Origin of the sequence: Pseudolysinimonas sp. (assembly GCF_031389465.1) — a bacterium.
Taxonomy (GTDB): Bacteria; Actinomycetota; Actinomycetes; order Actinomycetales; family Microbacteriaceae; genus Pseudolysinimonas_A.
Genome location: NZ_JANMSQ010000138.1, coordinates 1 through 17,639, shown reverse-complemented (window position 1 = coordinate 17,639; position 17,639 = coordinate 1). Strand labels below are relative to the sequence as shown.

General features: G+C 67.3%; 16 protein-coding genes and 1 pseudogene. 10 read left to right on the top strand and 7 right to left on the bottom strand.

The features are described from left to right. A partial coding sequence (locus RMO30_RS05395; protein WP_309710468.1) for a YhjD/YihY/BrkB family envelope integrity protein occupies nt 1-557 on the bottom strand: 557 nt, incomplete at its 3' end. Between the two features lie 205 nt (nt 558-762). Here RMO30_RS05395 and RMO30_RS05390 point away from each other — a divergent pair. Further along, the gene (locus tag RMO30_RS05390) at nt 763-2,280 is read left to right on the top strand and encodes a sigma-70 family RNA polymerase sigma factor (RefSeq protein ID WP_309710465.1); all 1,518 of its coding nucleotides are present in this window, start codon (nt 763-765) and stop codon (nt 2,278-2,280) included. 150 nt (nt 2,281-2,430) lie between these two features. Here the strand turns inward: RMO30_RS05390 and RMO30_RS05385 are convergent, their stop codons facing one another. The 5 genes from RMO30_RS05385 to RMO30_RS05365 form a co-directional block, all read right to left on the bottom strand. Beyond that, nucleotides 2,431-3,192, bottom strand: coding sequence for a succinate dehydrogenase iron-sulfur subunit (locus tag RMO30_RS05385; protein WP_309710462.1), 762 nt, complete (start codon nt 3,190-3,192; stop codon nt 2,431-2,433). Further along, the gene (gene sdhA, locus RMO30_RS05380; protein ID WP_309710460.1) at nt 3,192-4,988 is read right to left on the bottom strand and encodes a succinate dehydrogenase flavoprotein subunit; all 1,797 of its coding nucleotides are present in this window, start codon (nt 4,986-4,988) and stop codon (nt 3,192-3,194) included. The genes RMO30_RS05385 and sdhA overlap by 1 nt, the downstream gene beginning before the upstream one ends. A 17-nt stretch (nt 4,989-5,005) precedes the next feature. Continuing rightward, nucleotides 5,006-5,455 (bottom strand): succinate dehydrogenase, encoded by a 450-nt coding sequence (locus tag RMO30_RS05375; RefSeq protein ID WP_309710457.1) that lies wholly within the window; start codon nt 5,453-5,455, stop codon nt 5,006-5,008. A gap of 2 nt (nt 5,456-5,457) precedes the next feature. Then, complete coding sequence (gene sdhC / locus RMO30_RS05370) at nt 5,458-5,883, bottom strand: succinate dehydrogenase, cytochrome b556 subunit (RefSeq protein WP_397427896.1); 426 nt, start codon at nt 5,881-5,883, stop codon at nt 5,458-5,460. A gap of 80 nt (nt 5,884-5,963) precedes the next feature. Continuing rightward, the gene (locus RMO30_RS05365) at nt 5,964-7,097 is read right to left on the bottom strand and encodes a glycosyltransferase family 1 protein (RefSeq protein WP_309710454.1); all 1,134 of its coding nucleotides are present in this window, start codon (nt 7,095-7,097) and stop codon (nt 5,964-5,966) included. A gap of 108 nt (nt 7,098-7,205) precedes the next feature. Between RMO30_RS05365 and RMO30_RS05360 the strand changes: the two genes are divergently transcribed. After that, complete coding sequence (locus RMO30_RS05360; RefSeq protein WP_309710452.1) at nt 7,206-8,330, top strand: mannose-1-phosphate guanylyltransferase; 1,125 nt, start codon at nt 7,206-7,208, stop codon at nt 8,328-8,330. Between the two features lie 84 nt (nt 8,331-8,414). On the opposite strand, the gene RMO30_RS05355 is transcribed toward RMO30_RS05360, so the two are convergent. Next, nucleotides 8,415-9,107 carry an RraA family protein gene (locus tag RMO30_RS05355; RefSeq protein WP_309710450.1) on the bottom strand — a complete coding sequence of 231 codons (693 nt, stop codon included), beginning with the start codon at nt 9,105-9,107 and terminating at the stop codon, nt 8,415-8,417. A gap of 59 nt (nt 9,108-9,166) precedes the next feature. Between RMO30_RS05355 and RMO30_RS05350 the strand changes: the two genes are divergently transcribed. The 8 genes and pseudogenes from RMO30_RS05350 to RMO30_RS05315 all read left to right on the top strand — a co-directional run. Continuing rightward, on the top strand, nt 9,167-10,135 hold the full coding sequence (locus RMO30_RS05350) for a nucleoside hydrolase (RefSeq protein WP_309710448.1): 969 nt from the start codon (nt 9,167-9,169) through the stop codon (nt 10,133-10,135). Nucleotides 10,136-10,289: 154 nt separating this feature from the next. Beyond that, entirely contained in the window at nt 10,290-11,360 is a 1,071-nt protein-coding gene (locus RMO30_RS05345; RefSeq protein ID WP_309710446.1) for a BMP family ABC transporter substrate-binding protein, read from the top strand. A gap of 116 nt (nt 11,361-11,476) precedes the next feature. Next, nucleotides 11,477-12,973, top strand: a complete 1,497-nt coding sequence (locus tag RMO30_RS05340) for an ABC transporter ATP-binding protein (RefSeq protein WP_309710443.1) — start codon at nt 11,477-11,479, stop codon at nt 12,971-12,973. Then, on the top strand, nt 12,970-14,253 hold the full coding sequence (locus tag RMO30_RS05335) for an ABC transporter permease (RefSeq protein ID WP_309710441.1): 1,284 nt from the start codon (nt 12,970-12,972) through the stop codon (nt 14,251-14,253). Before RMO30_RS05340 ends, RMO30_RS05335 begins: the two co-directional genes overlap by 4 nt. Nucleotides 14,254-14,739: 486 nt before the next feature. Beyond that, on the top strand, nt 14,740-15,561 hold the full coding sequence (locus tag RMO30_RS05330; RefSeq protein ID WP_309710439.1) for an ABC transporter permease: 822 nt from the start codon (nt 14,740-14,742) through the stop codon (nt 15,559-15,561). A 2-nt stretch (nt 15,562-15,563) separates the two neighbouring features. Beyond that, nucleotides 15,564-15,968 (top strand): cytidine deaminase, encoded by a 405-nt coding sequence (locus tag RMO30_RS05325; RefSeq protein ID WP_309710437.1) that lies wholly within the window; start codon nt 15,564-15,566, stop codon nt 15,966-15,968. After that, the gene (locus RMO30_RS05320; protein ID WP_309710435.1) at nt 15,961-17,253 is read left to right on the top strand and encodes a thymidine phosphorylase; all 1,293 of its coding nucleotides are present in this window, start codon (nt 15,961-15,963) and stop codon (nt 17,251-17,253) included. Before RMO30_RS05325 ends, RMO30_RS05320 begins: the two co-directional genes overlap by 8 nt. Nucleotides 17,254-17,356: 103 nt before the next feature. Continuing rightward, nucleotides 17,357-17,639 (top strand): annotated as a pseudogene (locus tag RMO30_RS05315) (adenosine deaminase); the annotation flags it as partial.

Below are 17,639 nucleotides of genomic sequence, written 5' to 3'. Positions count from 1 at the left end.
CGAGTGTCGATGCCGAGCAACCCGAGGAGGTTCTCGGTCGCCGTGGTCCCGGCGAACGAGAGGCCTGCCGCGATGAGCAGGAGGGCTGCGAAGCCGACCCCGAGGGCGAGGTCGATGAGCTTCTGCACCACGACATTGGTCGGAGCCGGCGGGAGGTCGAACAGCGTGCGCACGGAGTCACGTGCGGTCGCCAGCCAGCCGAGCGCGGTGAAAAGCAGCCCGATGAAGGCGATGATCCCCGAGACGCTGAAGGCGGCCCCGGTGGTCAGCAGGGCCGGGTCGATGGCTCCACGGCTCGACCCGTCGTCGATCAGCCCCGGCACCGCGTCGTCGAGAACCTCGATGATCACCTGCTGAAGTCCGGCGTCGCTGCTCACCACGAGTCCGGCGATCGAGAAGCCCACCCACAGCGCTGCGAACACCGCGAACAGTGCCTGGTACGCCATCCCGCTGGCCAGAATCGGCCCGCGGTCCCGACCGTAGCGCACCAGCACCCGCACGGCCTTTCGGCGCTGAACCCACGCGACTGCCGCCGCGATCCGACCCTTCAGTGCCATGCGGTTCAGCCTAGGTGGGCTCTCACCGCGAGAGCGCGAGGCGGAAGACGCCCCCCACTTGGGGGGTGAATTGAGCACGAGAACGGCGTCATAGTAGACGGAACGGGCTGTCTCTCATGGTGAAGGACGCTACGGAGCGGTAACGCTTCCGGCGATCTTCGATTCCTCAAGGGGACAAAGAGAGGCCCGGGAATGGATCAGGGGGATGAGCGATCAGAATGCGAAGCTAACTACTTCGGATGCGGAGCTGATCGAATGCGCGCGATCGGGGGATACGCGGGCGTTCGGCGAATTGTGGCGCCGTCATTATCGTTCTGCCGCTCGCGTCGCCCGCCAGTTCACGTCGTCGATCGATGCCGATGACCTCGTCAGCGAGGCCTACGCACGGATCTACCAGCGTGTTCTGGCGGGCGGCGGACCCACCGGCGCTTTTCGTCCCTACCTGTACACGACCATCCGAAACCTAGCGAGCTCCTGGGGGGCCGCCTCGCGTGACGTCCAGGTGGACATCATCGAAGACTGTGAAGACGACCGGATCCCGGACGACCCCGCCGCGTGGGCTCTCGACCGGACCCTGACCGCGCGCGCCTTCCGCTCCCTCCCCGAGCGCTGGCAGACGGTGCTCTGGTACACCGAAGTCGAAGGCATGGACCCGCACGAGGTCGCCCCGCTGATGGGGATGACGGCTAACAGCGTCGCCGCGCTCTCCTACCGTGCCCGGGAAGGCCTCCGGAAGGCGTGGCTCCAAGCCCACGTCTCGGATGCGGCCGCCTCAGGCGAATGCCAGTGGGCGATGTCACGCCTCGGCGAGCACGCCCGCGACGGGCTCTCGAACCGAGACCGTGAGCGGCTCACCGCACACCTCGTCGGCTGCGCGAAGTGCGCCATCGTCTCCGAAGAGGTCGACGAGGTCGGCTCCCACCTGGCACTGGTGATGCTTCCGCTGCTGCTCGGCGGCGTCGCGGGCGGTACCCTGCTCGCCTCGCTCAGCCAGTCCTCTGCTGCGTCCGCCGCCGACTTCCCGATTCCCGACGTTCCGGTCGCCCTCGACACGATCGCCGGAAGTGGCGTGCTTGCCGCCCCGATCGTCGGAGGGCTCTCGATGGGAGCCGCAACCGGCACCGGCACGCTCGTCGGCGGATTCGCCGTCGTCGCCGTCATCGTCGGCAGCGTCGCGCTCGGTGTCGCGCCGACCGTCGACGCGAGCGAATCCACCGCCCCATCCGCAACTGTCGAACAAGAAGCGGCTGGCGACTCGTCAGTGGAAGACAGTGACGCAGGGTCGGGAGCCGGAGTCGTCGACGACCCCCTCTCCGGTGATGTCGAAGCGGCCGGCGGGGTGCTGGGTGAGACCGTCGACTCGGTCATCGACACGATCACCGACGACGGCGGGCAGATCGTCGAAGCCGACGTCACGCTCCACCTCACCGGCACCGGCACGCCCGGAGCGACGATCACCGCCCAAGCCGCCGGAACGGTCTACGCCACCGCGCAGGCCAACGCCTCCGGCCGGTACGTCATCGAGATCGCCGCGTTCCCCGGCGGACTTTCGTCGATCGAACTGGTGCAGACCATCGACCGCGACTACCTCCGCGGCGTCGCACTCGGAATCAACCCACTCGCCGAGCTCCTCGGGCTGCTCGACGGGCTGATCGACTCACTCATCCAGCCGCTCGGCCTGTCGTCCGGCGGCGGCACCGTCGACGTGAACCTCGTCGGCTGACGAATCTCGCGAAACCGCGTCATAGCTACCCGGGGCGGGTGTCTCTCGTGGTGAGGCCGTCAGGCCCCGCCCTTCGATCGTCCCATCCGAGGGCACTCGGTCCGGCCCCGCGGTAGATCCCAGCCTTCGCGGGGCCGTACCTTTTTCGGCCTAGACCACTGTTAGGTCGAGGCGCGGGAGGCCGGGGTTGCCCCGCAGGACGGCCTGCTTCACCTCGGCGATCGCCTTCGTGACCTCGATACCGCGCGGGCACGCCTCTGAACAGTTGAAGGTCGTGCGGCACCGCCACACGCCCTCTTTGTCATTGAGGATGTCGAGGCGCACCTGAGAACCCTCGTCGCGGCTGTCGAAGATGAAGCGGTGCGCGTTGACGATCGCGGCCGGACCGAAGTACTGGCCGTCGGTCCAGAACACCGGGCACGACGAGGTGCACGCGGCGCAGAGGATGCACTTGGTGGTGTCGTCGAAGATGGCGCGCTGCGCGACCGACTGGATGCGCTCTTTGTCGGGCTTGTCGCTCGCGATGAGGAACGGCTGGATGGCGCGGTAGGACTCGAAGAACGGCTCCATGTCGACGATGAGGTCCTTCTCGAGCGGAAGACCTTTGATCGCTTCGACATAGATCGGCTGGCTGATGTCGAGATCCTTGATGAGGGTCTTGCAGGCCAGCCGGTTGCGGCCGTTGATGCGCATCGCATCCGAACCGCAGATGCCGTGCGCGCATGAACGGCGGAACGACAGCGAACCGTCTTGTTCCCACTTGATCTGGTGCAACGCGTCGAGCACGCGGTCGGTCGGATACATCTGCACGTCGTAGTCGACCCAGCGCGGCTCCTCGTCGACCTCCGGGTCGAAGCGACGGATGATCAGGGTGACGGTGAACGCCTGGACGGGTGCCTCTGCGACGGTCATCAGTACTTACGCTCCATCGGCTGGTAATTGGTGATCACGACCGGCTTCCAGTCGAGCGTGATGTGGTCGGCGGCGTCGGCGGAGTGTGGATCGCCGGTGAGGTAGGCCATCGTGTGCTTCATGTAGGTGGCGTCGTCGCGATCCGGGTAGTCGTCGCGCATGTGCCCGCCGCGGCTCTCCTTGCGGTTGCGCGCGCTGAACACGACGACCTCGGCAAGATCCAGCAGGAAGCCGAGTTCGATCGCCTCAAGCAGGTCGGTGTTGAACCGCTTGCCCTTGTCTTGGATCGACACGTTCTTGTACCGCTCGCGCAGGGTGTGGATCGTGTGCGTGACCTTCTCGAGCGAGGAGTCGGTGCGGAACACCTGAGCGTTGCGATCCATCTCGTCCTGCAGCTCCTTACGGAGGTGCGCGATGCGCTCGGTGCCGGTCGACGCCTTGAACTGCGCGACGAGCGCGGTGACGAAGGCAGCGGGATTCTTCGGCAGCGGCGTCCAGTCGACGGTCTTCGCGTACTCGACGGCGTTGTTGCCAGCCCGCTTACCGAACACGTTGATGTCGAGCAGCGAGTTGGTGCCCAGGCGGTTGGAGCCGTGCACCGAAACGCACGCGCACTCGCCGGCCGCGTAGAGCCCCGGCACGATGGTGTCGTTGTCGCGCAGCACCTCGGCCTTGACGTTGGTCGGGATCCCGCCCATTGCATAGTGGGCTGTCGGCATGACGGGCACCGGCTCGACCACCGGGTCGACCCCGAGGTAGGTGCGGGCGAATTCGGTGATGTCGGGCAGCTTCGTCTCGAGCACTTCGGCGCCGAGGTGGGTGCAGTCCAGCAGCACGTAGTCCTTGTGCGGGCCGGCCCCTCGACCCTCCGCCACTTCTTGCACCATGCACCGCGAGACGATGTCGCGTGGCGCGAGGTCTTTGATGGTCGGGGCGTAACGCTCCATGAAGCGCTCGCCCGACGCGTTGCGCAAAATGGCACCCTCGCCGCGGGCACCCTCGGTGAGCAGGATGCCGAGCCCGGCGAGACCGGTCGGGTGGAACTGGAAGAACTCCATATCTTCCAGCGGCAGGCCCTTGCGCCAAATGATGCCGACGCCGTCGCCGGTGAGGGTGTGGGCGTTCGAGGTCGTCTTGTAGATCTTGCCGAAGCCGCCGGTCGCGAACACGATTGCCTTCGCCTGGAAGACGTGAATCTCGCCGGTGGCCAGCTCGTAGGCGACAACGCCCGACGGCTGCTCGACACCCTTGACCTTGGTCATGACGACATCCAGCGCGTAGTACTCGTTGTAGAACTCGACGCCGAGCTTCACGCAGTTCTGAAAGAGCGTCTGCAGGATCATGTGGCCGGTGCGGTCGGCGGCGTAGCAGGCCCGGCGCACGGGTGCCTTGCCGTGGTCGCGGGTGTGGCCGCCGAAGCGTCGCTGGTCGATCTTGCCTTCGGGCGTGCGGTTGAACGGCAGGCCCATGTTCTCGAGGTCGAGGACGGCGTCGATCGCCTCCTTCGCGAGAATCTCGGCCGCATCCTGGTCGACGAGGTAGTCGCCGCCCTTGACGGTGTCGAAGGTGTGCCACTCCCAGCTGTCTTCCTCGACGTTGGCGAGTGCCGCCGCCATGCCGCCCTGCGCCGCACCGGTGTGCGACCGGGTCGGGTAGAGCTTCGTGATCACCGCGGTGCGGGCCTTCGGGCCCGCCTCGATGGCGGCGCGCATCCCGGCACCGCCGGCCCCCACGATGACGACGTCATAGCGGTGGTAATGGATGCCATCGACGACATCCCCGTCTTCAAAATCCATGCGTGTGTGCTCCGGGGTTACTGCGCCGCGCAGAGCGGAGCGAGGGTTGCCGACGGTTCCCCGATGCACGGGTCGAACGTCGTGAGAACAAGAGTTCCGAGGGTGAGGAGCACGATCGTGGCCCCCGCGAGGGCGACCAGGAACACGACGCGCAGACGCCCGCGGGCGTAGTCGTTGATGATCGTACGCATGCCGTTCGCCCCGTGGATCAGGGCGAGCCAGAGCAGCAGCAGGTCGTAGACGACCCAGAACGGATCGGCGAGTTTGCCTGCGACGAACGCGAAGTCGATCGCCTTCACCCCGTCACCGAGGAACAGGTTCACCAGCAGGTGGCCGAAGATCAGCACGACCAGCAGCACGCCCGAGAAGCGCATGTAGAGCCAGCCCCACATCTCCCAGTTCACTTTGCGGCGACGGGGCTGATCGGAGTGCTGACGGGTGTTGGGTGCCGGGATGGCGGTGGTCATGGTCACTCGCCTCCGAAGATGTGCAGGAGCTGGCGGGGGATGAAGCCCGCGAGCAGGAGCAGCCAGACGGCGACCACGATCCAGAACATGAGGCGCTGGATGCGCGGGCCGATGGCGAGGAAGTCGATCGCGATGATGCGCAGGCCGTTGAGGGCGTGCAGACCGATCGCCGCGACGAGGCCGATTTCACCGAGACCCATGATCGGCGTCTTATAGGCGCCGATCACCGCATCGTAGGCTTCCGGGCTCACCCGGATGAGTGCCGTGTCGAGGATGTGCACCAACAGGAAGAAAAAGATGGCGACCCCGGTGATCCGGTGGAGCACCCAGGACCACATTCCCTCGCGGCCGCGGTACAGGGTTCCGACGGGTCGTTTCGGGGCTGTGATCTTGGGAGCCCGGATCTTCGCCGCGCCTGAAGTGGACACGGATTCCTCCTTGTGCTCCGTCGCGGGGTGGCGCGCCGCAGTGTGAATCAGTACTGCTGAGTCTAGGCGACCAGGTGACCTCAGACGCGCGCGCCGGTGAGCGCGCGATCGGTCACCACGCGGCCGTAGAACTCCAGCAGGTCATCGCAGATTGCGGTCCACGACCGCCCGAGAACGCGTCGGCGGCCGGCCTCACCCATCCGCGCCCGCAACTCCGGTGCGGAGACGAGAGCGGCGACGGCCGTGCGGAGGTCAGAGTCGGACGCGGGGTCGTAGAGGAAACCGTCGACGCCCTGGTCAACGAGGTCGATGGGACCCCCGGCCCGCGGGGCGATCACCGGGAGCCCGCTCGCGTGGGCCTCCTGCAGAGTCTGCCCGAAGGTCTCTTCGGTTCCGGTGTGCACGAAGACGTCGAGAGCCGCGTAGGCGTTCGCGAGATCCTCCCCGCCGAGCGAGCCGAGGTAGGTCACCGGCATCCCGTCGAGAGCGCGCGTCACGGAGGGCATCGCCGGGCCGTCGCCGACGATGGCGAGCCGCATCCCGGGGATGCCACGCAGCTCGGCCAACCGCTCGAGGCTCTTCTCGGGCGCGACCCGGCCGACGTAGCCGACGATCGTCTCCCCGCCGGGGGCGAGACGATTGCGCAGATCGACCGCGCCTTGGCTGGCGCGACGGCGCGGGTGATAGCGCTCAATGTCGACCCCGCGGCCCCAGCGCTCGAGGCGCGGAACGCCTGCTGCACGCAGGTCGGCGAGTGCCGTCGTTGAGGGCGCGAGCGTCAAGTCGGCCCCCTCGTGAATCCAGCGCACCAAGCGCCACGCGAACGCGCTCGCCGCGGCGAGTCGGTTGCGCCGCGCGTAGCCCGACACATCGGTCTGGTAGATCGCGACACTCGGCACGCCGAGCCGGTTCGCCGCAGCAATCGCCTGTGCCCCGAGCAGAAACGGCGAGGCGACATGCAACACGTCGGGCCGGAAGGCGGCGAGCAGCCCGCTCACCTGCGAGTTCGGCAAGCCAACGGGGAACTGCCGGTAGGCGAGCGCCGGCACCTGGTTGACCGGGAATCCGGCATACTCGCGCGGTGAACCCGCGGCCGGAACGATGACCGTGGCCTCGTGTCCGCGCGCGGCGAGATGTTCGAGCACGCGCACGACCGAAGTGGTGACGCCGTTCACCGTCGGAAGGAAGCTTTCACTCACCACGGCGACTCTCATGTCGCGACCGTACGTTTGGTGCCGTCGGAGGCAGGCGACCTCGGCGTGACCGCCGGGTGTACGGCGGCTGAAGACTCCGTACTTCGTCGCGCGGTTACGCTGAGGGACATGGTCGAACACCCCGATGCGCTCGCCCGTTTCTACAGCGTGATTCCCGCCGGGGGCATCGGCTCGCGGCTCTGGCCGTTGTCCCGTGCCGACGCCCCGAAGTTCCTTCACGACCTCACCGGTTCGGGCAGCACACTGTTGCGCAGCACCTGGGATCGACTTGCACCGCTCTCCGGCGATCAACGGATCATGGTGGTCACCGGGCGAGCGCACCGCGCCGCCGTCGAGGAGCAACTCCCCGAGCTCGCCGATGCCAACGTCGTACTCGAGAGCGAGCCGAAAGACTCGTCGGCCGCCATCGGTCTCGCGGCCGCCATCCTCGTGCGCCGCGAGCCCGACGTCATCGTGGGCGCGTTTGCGGCCGATCACGTGATCAGCGACGAGCGCTCATTCCGCCGCGCGATCGAGCAGGCGGTCGTCGTCGCCGATGCGGGTTACATCGCAACGATCGGCATCACCCCGACTGAGCCGGCCGTCGGCTTCGGCTACATCCACTGCGGGGAGTCTCTCGACATCCCTGGTGCTCCGAAGGCGCTGAGGGTGGCGAGCTTCGTCGAGAAGCCCGACCTCGCGACCGCGGAACAGTATCTCGAGGGCGGCGAGCACCTCTGGAACGGCGGCATGTTCGTCGCCCGGGCCGACGTGTTGCTCGACCAGATGCGCGAGACGCAGCCCGCCCTGGTGAGCAGCCTGGAAGAGCTCGCGGCCGCGTGGGATGACCCGTCGACCCGCGGCCCCGCCGTCGACCGGATCTGGCCGAGGCTCACCAAGATCGCGATCGACTACTCGGTCGCCGAGCCCGCGGCCCGGGCCGGAAAGCTCGCCGTCGTGCCGGGCAACTTCGATTGGGATGACGTCGGCGACTTCGCCTCGATCGCCAAACTGCACTCCGGCGGGCGCAAGAACGATCTGGCGATCCTCGGTGAGAACGCGCGGGTGCTTGCCGATGCCTCGAGCGGAATCGTCGTGAGTCAGACGAACCGCATCATTTCGCTCATCGGCGTGCGCGACATCATCGTCGTCGACACCCCCGACGCACTGTTGGTCACGACCAGCGCGAACGCCCAGCGCGTTAAAGGCGTCGTGGATGCCTTGAAGCTTTCGGGTCGCTCCGAGGTCCTCTGACTTCGAGCGCTTGGCTCCAGCCATGCGCGGTTGGACCCCCATCCACATGGGTCCAACCGCATCCGGCTCCAGCCAAGCGCGAGGTCACACTTCGATCTCGCCCCCAACGCCACGCAGGTGATCGCGGAACGTGAGGGTGGGGTCGGCCGCCCGCGCTGCAAGGAAGTCGTCGAAGTGCACCTGCTCCCGCAGGCTTCGGCCGACTCTGATCTCGTCAGCCTGGCGTCCCTCGGTGACGGCGATTCCGGCAGCCAACTCGAGCACCTCGTCGGCACGGTCGAGCGGCACGAACAGCACGCCGTCCTCGTCGCCGAACACGGCATCCGACTGGGTGACGGTCCACTCGCCCACCCGGGCGGCGACAAGCGCGTCCGGCGCGCGCGGATCGAGCCGCTGCGGTCCGCTGGGCAGGGCGCCGAGGCTGAATAGCGGCATTCCGATCGACAGGATGTCCACGGAGTCGCGGTGCAGGCCCCAGATGACGATCCCCGCAACCCCGCCCGCGGCCGCGTCAAGCACTGCGAGGTCGCCGATGCAGGCTTCGTCGAGCCTGCCGCCGTTGTCGGCGACGAGGACGTCTCCGGGCTGCGCCGACGCGACGGCCTCGAGGAAGATATCGACGCTTCCGGCGTGGGCCGCGGGCAACACCCGTCCGGCGACGCGCACCCCCGGCGCGATCGCGCGGAGCCCCGTCGGAGCGCAGCGCACGGCAACGCCCGCCCGGAGGCAGGCATCCGCGAGGTGGGGTGTGGTCAGCGTCGCGAAGCGGTCGAACATGCCGTGACGCTATCCCCGCCGCGTCCGCACCGCCACGGCCACTGTTCTACCGTTGGACTGTGCCCGTTCCCCTCGTCATCGACACCGACACCGCCCAAGACGACTGCGTCGCGATCCTCGTCGGGCTGCTCGACCCGGAAGCCGATCTGCGGGCGATCACGATGGTTGCCGGAAACGTCGGATTCGACAGCCAGGTGAAGAACGCCTGGATGACGCTCAACGTGGCCGATCGGCTCGACGTGCCCGTCTACCTGGGATGCCAACGGCCGCTCGTGCGCGAGTGGGTGTCGGCAGAGAACGTGCACGGCGACGGAGGTGGCGGGCTCGCGATCGACGAGTCGGGTCTCGCTCCGCAGGCGGAGCACGGGGTCGACGCCCTCATCCGCCTCGCCGCGGAAGCGCCCGGCGAGCTGACGATCGTCTGCATCGGCCCGCTCACCAACATCGCGATGGCGATCATCAAGGATCCTGCCTTCGTCGGCAACGTCAAGGCGCTCTACATCATGGGCGGCTCCAACAACGCACGCGGCAACATCACCGCCGCCGGTGAGTTCAACTTCTACGTCGACCCGGATGCCGCGAAGACGGTGTTCGCCGCGGGCTTCGCCGAGATCGTCGTGGTGCCGTGGGCGCCCCTCACCCTCGTCGACGGCGTCTTCAACCGTGACGAGATCTCCCGGATCGCTGCCGTCGGCACCCCGCTCGCGCGATTCGTGGTTCGGGTGTGCGAAGCGACGCTCGCGTTCGACGAATCGGTCGGGATCATGGGCTCAACGCATCCCGATTCGCTCACCGCCGCCGTGCTGCTGCATCCGGAATTGGTTGCCGCCAGCGCTCGGTACGCGGTCGACGTCGAAGCGGACTCGGAGCTGACCCGCGGATACTCGGCGATGTCGTGGGGTGTTCACGGCTTGGAGCCGAACGCGACGGTGATCGAAGCGGTCGACCGGCTCGCCTTCCTCGAGTACCTCATCGGACTGCTCTCGACGGAGACGAAGCCCCCACGACGGTTCAGTCCGGTTCTGTGAGAAATCATTTCGTCCACATTTCGCATGTGTCGCGCTTTGGTAACTTATGCGGTTGCGGGGCCGGGTTTCCTGGTCTGCAGGGTGCCGCGGGGCTAGCCTGAGCCCATCACACCCCGGCGTACCCGTCGGGGCTTTTGCACATGGAGGATCCCAAGTGAACCTGATCACACGTAAGCGCGCGCTCGTCAGCCTCGCGCTCGCCGGCGCCAGCGCGCTCGTGCTCGCCGGCTGTGGCGCAGCACCCGAAGAGGGCGACGGCGGCGACGCTGTCGACTTCCTCGCCTGCGCCGTCTCTGACGAAGGCAGCTGGAACGACAAGAGCTTCAACGAGGCCGCCTACGACGGCCTCCTGAAGGCCGAAGACGAGCTGGGTGTCGCCATCAACGACGCTGAGTCGTCGAACCCCGAGGACTTCGAGCCGAACCTCACCGCGATGGTCGACGCCGGATGCGACGTCACGTTCGCCGTCGGATTCAACTTCTCGCTGAACGACACGATCTTCACGATCGCCGACGGCAACCCCGACTCGAAGTTCGTCTGGATCGACGGCTGGAACCAGGGTCAGACCAACCTCAAGCCGATCGCCTACGCGATGGAAGAGTCGAGCTACCTCGCCGGCTACCTCGCCGCCGCGTACAGCACGACCAAGATCGTCTCGACCTACGGTGGCCTGGACATCCCGGCCGTGACCGCGTTCATGGACGGCTTCTACTACGGCGCCAAGGCGTACGAGGCCGAGACCGGCACCCCGGTGACGGTCCTCGGGCGCGACCCGATCGCCGGCACCGGATCGTTCACCGACCCGGCGCTGAACTTCGGTGACACCGAAGGCGCCAAGGCGATCTCGTCCGGCTTCCTCGCTGCAGGCTCTGACGTGATCTTCCCGGTCGCGGGCGGCCTGTTCGCGTCGACCGCTGAGGCGATCACCGAGTCGGGTTCGACCACCGCCCTGTTCCTGGGCGTCGACAAGAACATCGCCGTCACCTCGCCCGAGTTCGCGGACCTGGTCCTCACCTCGGTCGAGAAGCGCATGACGCAGGCTGTGTTCGACGTCATCGCCGACCTGTCTTCCGGTGGTGAGTTCACGGTGGATGCCTACCTCGGCACCCTCGAGAACGACGGAACGGCACTGTCTGAGAGCGACAAGATCTCGGACGAACTGCTCGCCAAGCTCGAAGAGCTGAAGGCCGGCATCATCGACGGGTCCATCGACCCGCTCGCCTGATCCGAATGATCTGATCGGTCTGATCTGATCGATCTGGCTGATCGCACGATGTGCCGGGGTGGCTTCGGCCCCCCGGCACATCGCTTTCCCTCAACCCTTCCGGCAGGATGGACCCGATGAAACTCGAACTCCGCGGCATCACGAAACGCTTCGGGAGTCTCGTCGCCAATGACGGCATCAGCCTCACGATCGAGCCGGGTGAAATTCACGCCCTCCTCGGTGAGAACGGCGCCGGCAAGTCGACGCTGATGAACGTGCTCTTCGGCCTCTACCACGCCGACGAGGGCGAGATTCTGCTCGACGACGAGCCGGTTCAGTTCACCGGCCCCGGTCAGGCGATGGCCGCCGGCATCGGCATGGTGCATCAGCACTTCATGCTCATTCCCGTCTTCACGGTCGCCGAGAATGTCATGCTCGGCCACGAGCCGTCACGGTTCGGGATCATCGATCTCGCCGCAGCCCGCGCGAAGGTGCGGGAGATCTCGGCCCAGTTCGGCTTCGACATCGACCCCGACGCCAAAGTCGAAGACTTGCCCGTCGGGGCACAGCAGCGCGTCGAGATCGTCAAAGCGCTTTCGCGTGAGGCGAAGGTTCTCGTGCTCGACGAGCCGACCGCGGTGCTCACCCCCCAGGAAACCGACGAGCTGATGGCCACGATGCGCAATCTCGCCAAGGCGGGCACGTCGATCGTCTTCATCACCCACAAGCTGCGCGAGGTCAAAGCCGTCGCCGACCGGATCACCGTCATCCGGCTCGGGAAGGTCGTCGGAGATGCCAAGCCCGGCGCCTCGACCGCTGAACTCGCATCGATGATGGTCGGCCGTGCGGTCGAACTCACGGTCGAGAAGGGGCCGGCGAACCCGGGCGACCCGGTGTTCGCCGTGAAGAACCTCACGCTTCTCGATCCGGCCGGCAGGGTGCTGCTCGACGACATCTCGTTCGAGATCCACGCGGGAGAGATCCTGGCCGTCGCGGGAGTTCAGGGCAACGGGCAAACGGAGCTCACCGAGACGATCGTCGGTCTGCGCGACCATGTGCGCGGATCCATCAAGCTCCACGGCGAGGAGCTGGTCCGCGCCGACGTGCGCCACGTGCTCGAGGCGGGCGTCGGGTACGTGCCCGAAGACCGCAAGAAGGACGGCTTGGTCGCCGAGTTCACCGTAGCCGAGAACCTGATGCTCGACCGCAGCTACTCCGGCCCATTCGCGAAGGGCGTGAACATCGACTTCGCCCACCGCGACGGCTTCGCGGATGCCGCGATCGGCGAGTTCGACATCCGCACGCAAGGCGCGGCCTCGCCGGTCGTGCGGCTCTCCGGCGGCAACCAGCAGAAGGTCGTGCTGGCGCGCGAACTGTCGCGCGACCTGAAGTTGCTCGTGGCGGCGCAACCGACGCGCGGCGTCGATGTCGGCTCGATCGAGTTCATCCACGAGCGCATCGTGGAGGTGCGGGACAGCGGCGTGCCCGTGCTCATCATCTCCACCGAACTCGACGAGGTGCTCGCACTCGCCGACCGAATCGCCGTCATGTATCACGGCAAGATCGTCGACATCGTGCCGCCCGACACGGCGCGCGAACGGCTCGGTCAGCTCATGGCGGGAGTGGCGGCTTGACCCTTCGACAGGCTCAGGACGGCGCCACCACAGCGCCCACGACCTCGGTCGGCGGTCGGGACCGGCCGACGCTCCAAGAGGTGTTGTCCGACATCGCGAGCGGGAGTCCGCTGAGGATCTTCCTCGCCGTGATCCTGTCGCTCATCGTCGGCTTGCTGCTGGTCATCTTCACGGACGAAAACGTGCTTGAGACGCTCGGCTATTTCGGCTCACGGCCGGGCGACTTCTTCGGCGCAGCCGGGAAGTCGGCATCGGATGCGGCGCAGGCACTCTTCCGCGGCTCGATCTACAACTACAACGCCGCATCCTTCGAGAGCGCCGTCCGACCGTTGACGGAATCGCTTCGCTTTGCAGGACCGCTCATCGCCGCGGGTCTCGGCATCGCCCTCGGCTTCCGGGTCGGCCTGTTCAACATCGGCGGCACCGGGCAGCTGCTGATGGGCGCCGCATTCGCCGGATTCGCCAGCTTCCAGTTCCAGCTGCCCTACGGCATCCACCTCATCGTCGCCATGATTTTCGGTTTCATCGGCGCCGGAATCTGGGCCGGCATCGTCGGGTTCCTGAAGGCCTACACCGGGGCGCACGAGGTGATCGTCACGATCATGCTCAACTACATCGCCATCGGCATCGTGACCTACCTCATGCGCACACCAGTGCTGCACGACATGGAGACGGGCAGCAACCCGACGACGCGCCCGCCTGAAGTGACAGCGCAACTACCCAACCTGCTCGGCGGCGAATTCAACCTGCACCTCGGATTCGTTCTCGCCCTCGTCGCAGTGGGCATCTACTGGTGGCTGATGGAGCGCTCGACACTCGGATTCCGGCTGCGCATGGTCGGGCTCAACCCCGACGCGGCGCGCACCGCCGGCATCAACGTCAACCGCATCTTCATCACCGCCATGGTGCTCTCGGGGCTGTTCGTCGGCCTCGCCGGCATCAACCAGGCGCTCGGTCGACAGGGCAGCTTCAGCCCGGCCGTCGACGCCGGGATCGGCTTCGACGCGATCACCGTCGCCCTGCTCGGCGGGTCGCGCGCGTTCGGCGTGTTGTTCGCGGGGCTGCTGTTCGGCGCGATGAGGGCGGCTGGCCCGACGATGCAGATCCAGGATGTCGCTCCCGAGGTGCTGACCGTTGTGCAGTCTCTCATCGTGCTGTTCGTGGCCGCGCCGCCGCTGGTGCGGGCGATCTTCCGGTTCTTGCCCGAGCCGCGCACCGCAGACTCCCCGACCCGAGAGGAACGACGTGCGCGTCGTACCGGGAAGGAGGCCGTGAAATGACGAGCCTCGCCCCCACGACCGCCCCCGACCCTGCGGAGAGCCCGGTCGCCGAGGTCGCCACCGGCCCGGTCATCCTTGCGCCGCGCAGCTGGAAGACGACCGTCATCATCGCCGTCGTCGCTCTGCTCACCTTCATCGGGTTCGGGTTGTTCGGCGCCGACTCCGAGGTGCGGTTCGTCTGGAGCGACACCGGTCAGGGGTCGGTCATCCCGCCGCTCGTCGTGCACTCGCAGACGCTGTGCCTCGTGCTGGGCGGGCTCGCCCTGGCCTGCGCGATGGGAGCTGCGGTCTTCTCGTGGCGCCGTCGTCCGGTGCCGCTCGGCTTCACGTTCCTCACCGCTCTCGCGTTCCTCATCGGGCTCGTCGCCTGGGTCGGTGAAGGCGGCGATGTGCCCGTCGTCTTCCTGCTGACCGGCACGATCGGGCTCTCGACTGCCGTGATCTTCGGGTCGCTCGCCGGCATCATCGGCGAGCAGGGTCGGCGTCGTGAACATCGCGATCGAAGGGCAACTGCTCGGCGGCGCGTTCACCGCGGCGGTCGTCGCGAGTGTCACCGACAACCTCTACGTCGGGCTCCTGGCCGGGATGCTCACCGGTGCACTCATCTCGATGGTGCTCGTGACCTTCTCGATCAAGTACCTCGTCGACCAGATCATCGTCGGTGTCGTGCTGATCGCCCTCATGGTGGGCCTGACGAACTTCTTCTATTCCGCAGCGCTTGCCGACAATGGGCAAGAGCTCAACTTCCCGGGCACGCTGCCGTTCCTTTCCATCCCGCTGCTCAGCGACATCCCGGTCCTCGGGCCGGTGCTGTTCGACCAGCGGCTGACGACCTACATCATGTTCGTCCTTGTTCCGGTCGTCTGGTTCTTCCTGTTCAAGACCCGGTGGGGACTGCGCATCCGGGCGCTCGGGGAGCATCCCCTCGCCGCCGACACGGTCGGCATCAACGTCAACCGCTGGCGGTTCTGGACGGTCACCGCGGCTGGCCTGATCGCCGGACTTGGCGGCGCGGCGCTCACGCTCGGCTCGATCGGACCGTTCGTGCGCGACATGAGCGCCGGGCAGGGCTTCATCGCGCTCGCCTGCGTCATCCTGGGTCGCTGGAATCCATTCCTCGCTGCCGCGGCGGCACTGCTGTTCGGCTTCTCACGCAACTTCCGGATCTGGGCCGGTCAGGCCGGGTCGGAGATTCCTCCCGACCTCATCGCGACGACGCCCTATGTGGTGACCCTCCTCGCCGTCGCCGTGCTCGTCGGGCGTGCCGTCGGACCGCGGGCGGTCGGCAAACCGTACATCAAGGGGTAGCTGTGTCTTTGATCGACTGGGATGCGCTGCGGGCCGCCGCGAACGAGGCGATGAGCTGGTCGTACTCGCCGTACTCTCACTTCCCGGTGGGGGCAGCGGCGCTCGTCGATGACGGCCGCATCGTGCAGGGCGCGAACGTCGAGAATGCCTCCTATGGCGTCGGACTGTGCGCCGAGTGCGGCCTCGTGTCGGCGCTCGCGGCGTCGGGCGGAGGCAAGCTCGTCGCGTTCTCGTGCGTCGACGGCCACGGCAACGTGCTCATGCCGTGCGGCCGCTGTCGGCAGTTGCTCTACGAATTCTCGGCGCCCGGGATGCTGCTCGAAACCGTGTCGGGCATCAAGACGATCGACGAGGTGCTGCCCGACGCCTTCGGCCCGCGGCAACTGGAGGAATACGCAGGTGGTTGAGCCGTTCGACGCTGTCGACCTGATCAAGACCAAGCGGGACGGCGGGTCGCTCGGGGCGGAGCAGATCACCTGGCTGGTCGATGCCTACACCCGCGGCTATGTCGCCGACGAGCAGATGTCGGCGATGACGATGGCGATCTTCCTCAACGGGATGGCGCCCGCCGAGATCAAAGACCTCACGCTCGCGATGATCGCGACCGGCGAGACCCTCGACTTCTCGGGGCTGTCGAAGAAGACCACCGACAAGCACTCGACGGGCGGGGTCGGCGACAAGATCACCCTTCCGCTCGCGCCGCTCGTGGCATCCTTCGGGGTCGCCGTTCCGCAGCTATCGGGCCGCGGGCTCGGCCACACCGGCGGCACACTCGACAAGCTGGAGAGCATCCCGGGATGGCGCGCCAAGCTCGGAAACGCGGAGTTCATGCGCCAGCTCGAGGAGGTCGGCGCCGTCGTCTGCGCGGCCGGAGCCGGGCTCGCCCCCGCCGACGGGAAGCTCTACGCCCTGCGCGACATCACCGGCACCGTGGAAGCGATCCCGCTCATCGCGTCCTCGATCATGAGCAAGAAGATCGCCGAGGGGACGGCATCCCTGGTTCTCGACGTCAAGCACGGCTCGGGCGCGTTCCTGCAGGACCCGGCGCGTTCGCGGGAGTTGGCTGAGGTGATGGTGCGCCTCGGCAACGATGCGGGTACTCGCACGGTCGCCCTGCTCACCAACATGCATGTGCCGCTCGGGCTCGCGATCGGCAACGCCAACGAGGTGCGCGAATCCGTCGAGGTACTCGACGGCGGAGGGCCGGCGGATGTCATCGAGCTCACTGTCGCCCTCGCCCGCGAGATGCTCGCGCTCGCCGGGCTGCCCGACGCTGATGTCGACGCCGCGCTGAAGAACGGTCGCGCGATGGACTCCTGGCGCGCGATGATCACCGCACAGGGCGGTGACCCGGATGCCGCACTCCCGGTCGCTCGGGAAACCTCCGTGGTGGTCGCGGACCGTGACGGCATCCTCGTGAAGCAGGAGGCACTGCCGTTCGGGATCGCCGCCTGGCGCCTCGGTGCCGGCCGTGCCCGCAAGGAAGACCCCGTGCAACATGCCGCCGGGATCGACCTCCACGCGAAGCCCGGAGACCCGGTGCGCGCCGGCCAGCCCCTGTTCACCCTCTCCGCCGACGAGCCCGCCCGCTTCGCCCGCGCGCTCGAAGCACTCGAGGGTGCCTGGGCGATCGGCGACCCCGGTTCCCCGATCGACGACGGCGGCCCCCTCATCGCCGGCCGCGTCGACTGATTCGCGACCGCTACCCAGTTTGGCGAGCGCGCCTCCCATCGTGGGCGCGACGGCCGGAACGGGTAGCGCTCGCGCGTGAGAGCTGCGCCGTAGGCTGGATGGCGTGACGACTGACGCTGAGCGCATCCTTCCCGGCAGCCGGGTTCCGTTGGGCAAGCTGCCCAAGGTCTCGTTGCACGACCACCTCGACGGGGGGCTGCGGGCGCAGACCATCATCGACCTCGCGCCTGTTGCGGGAGTCGAGCTTCCGGCCGATACCGCGGAAGCCCTCGAAGCCTGGTTCCTCGAATCGTGCTCCAGCGGCGAACTCGTCGACTACCTGAAGACCTTCGACATCACGATCGCGGTGACCCAGACGGCGCAGAACCTGACGCGCATCGCACGGG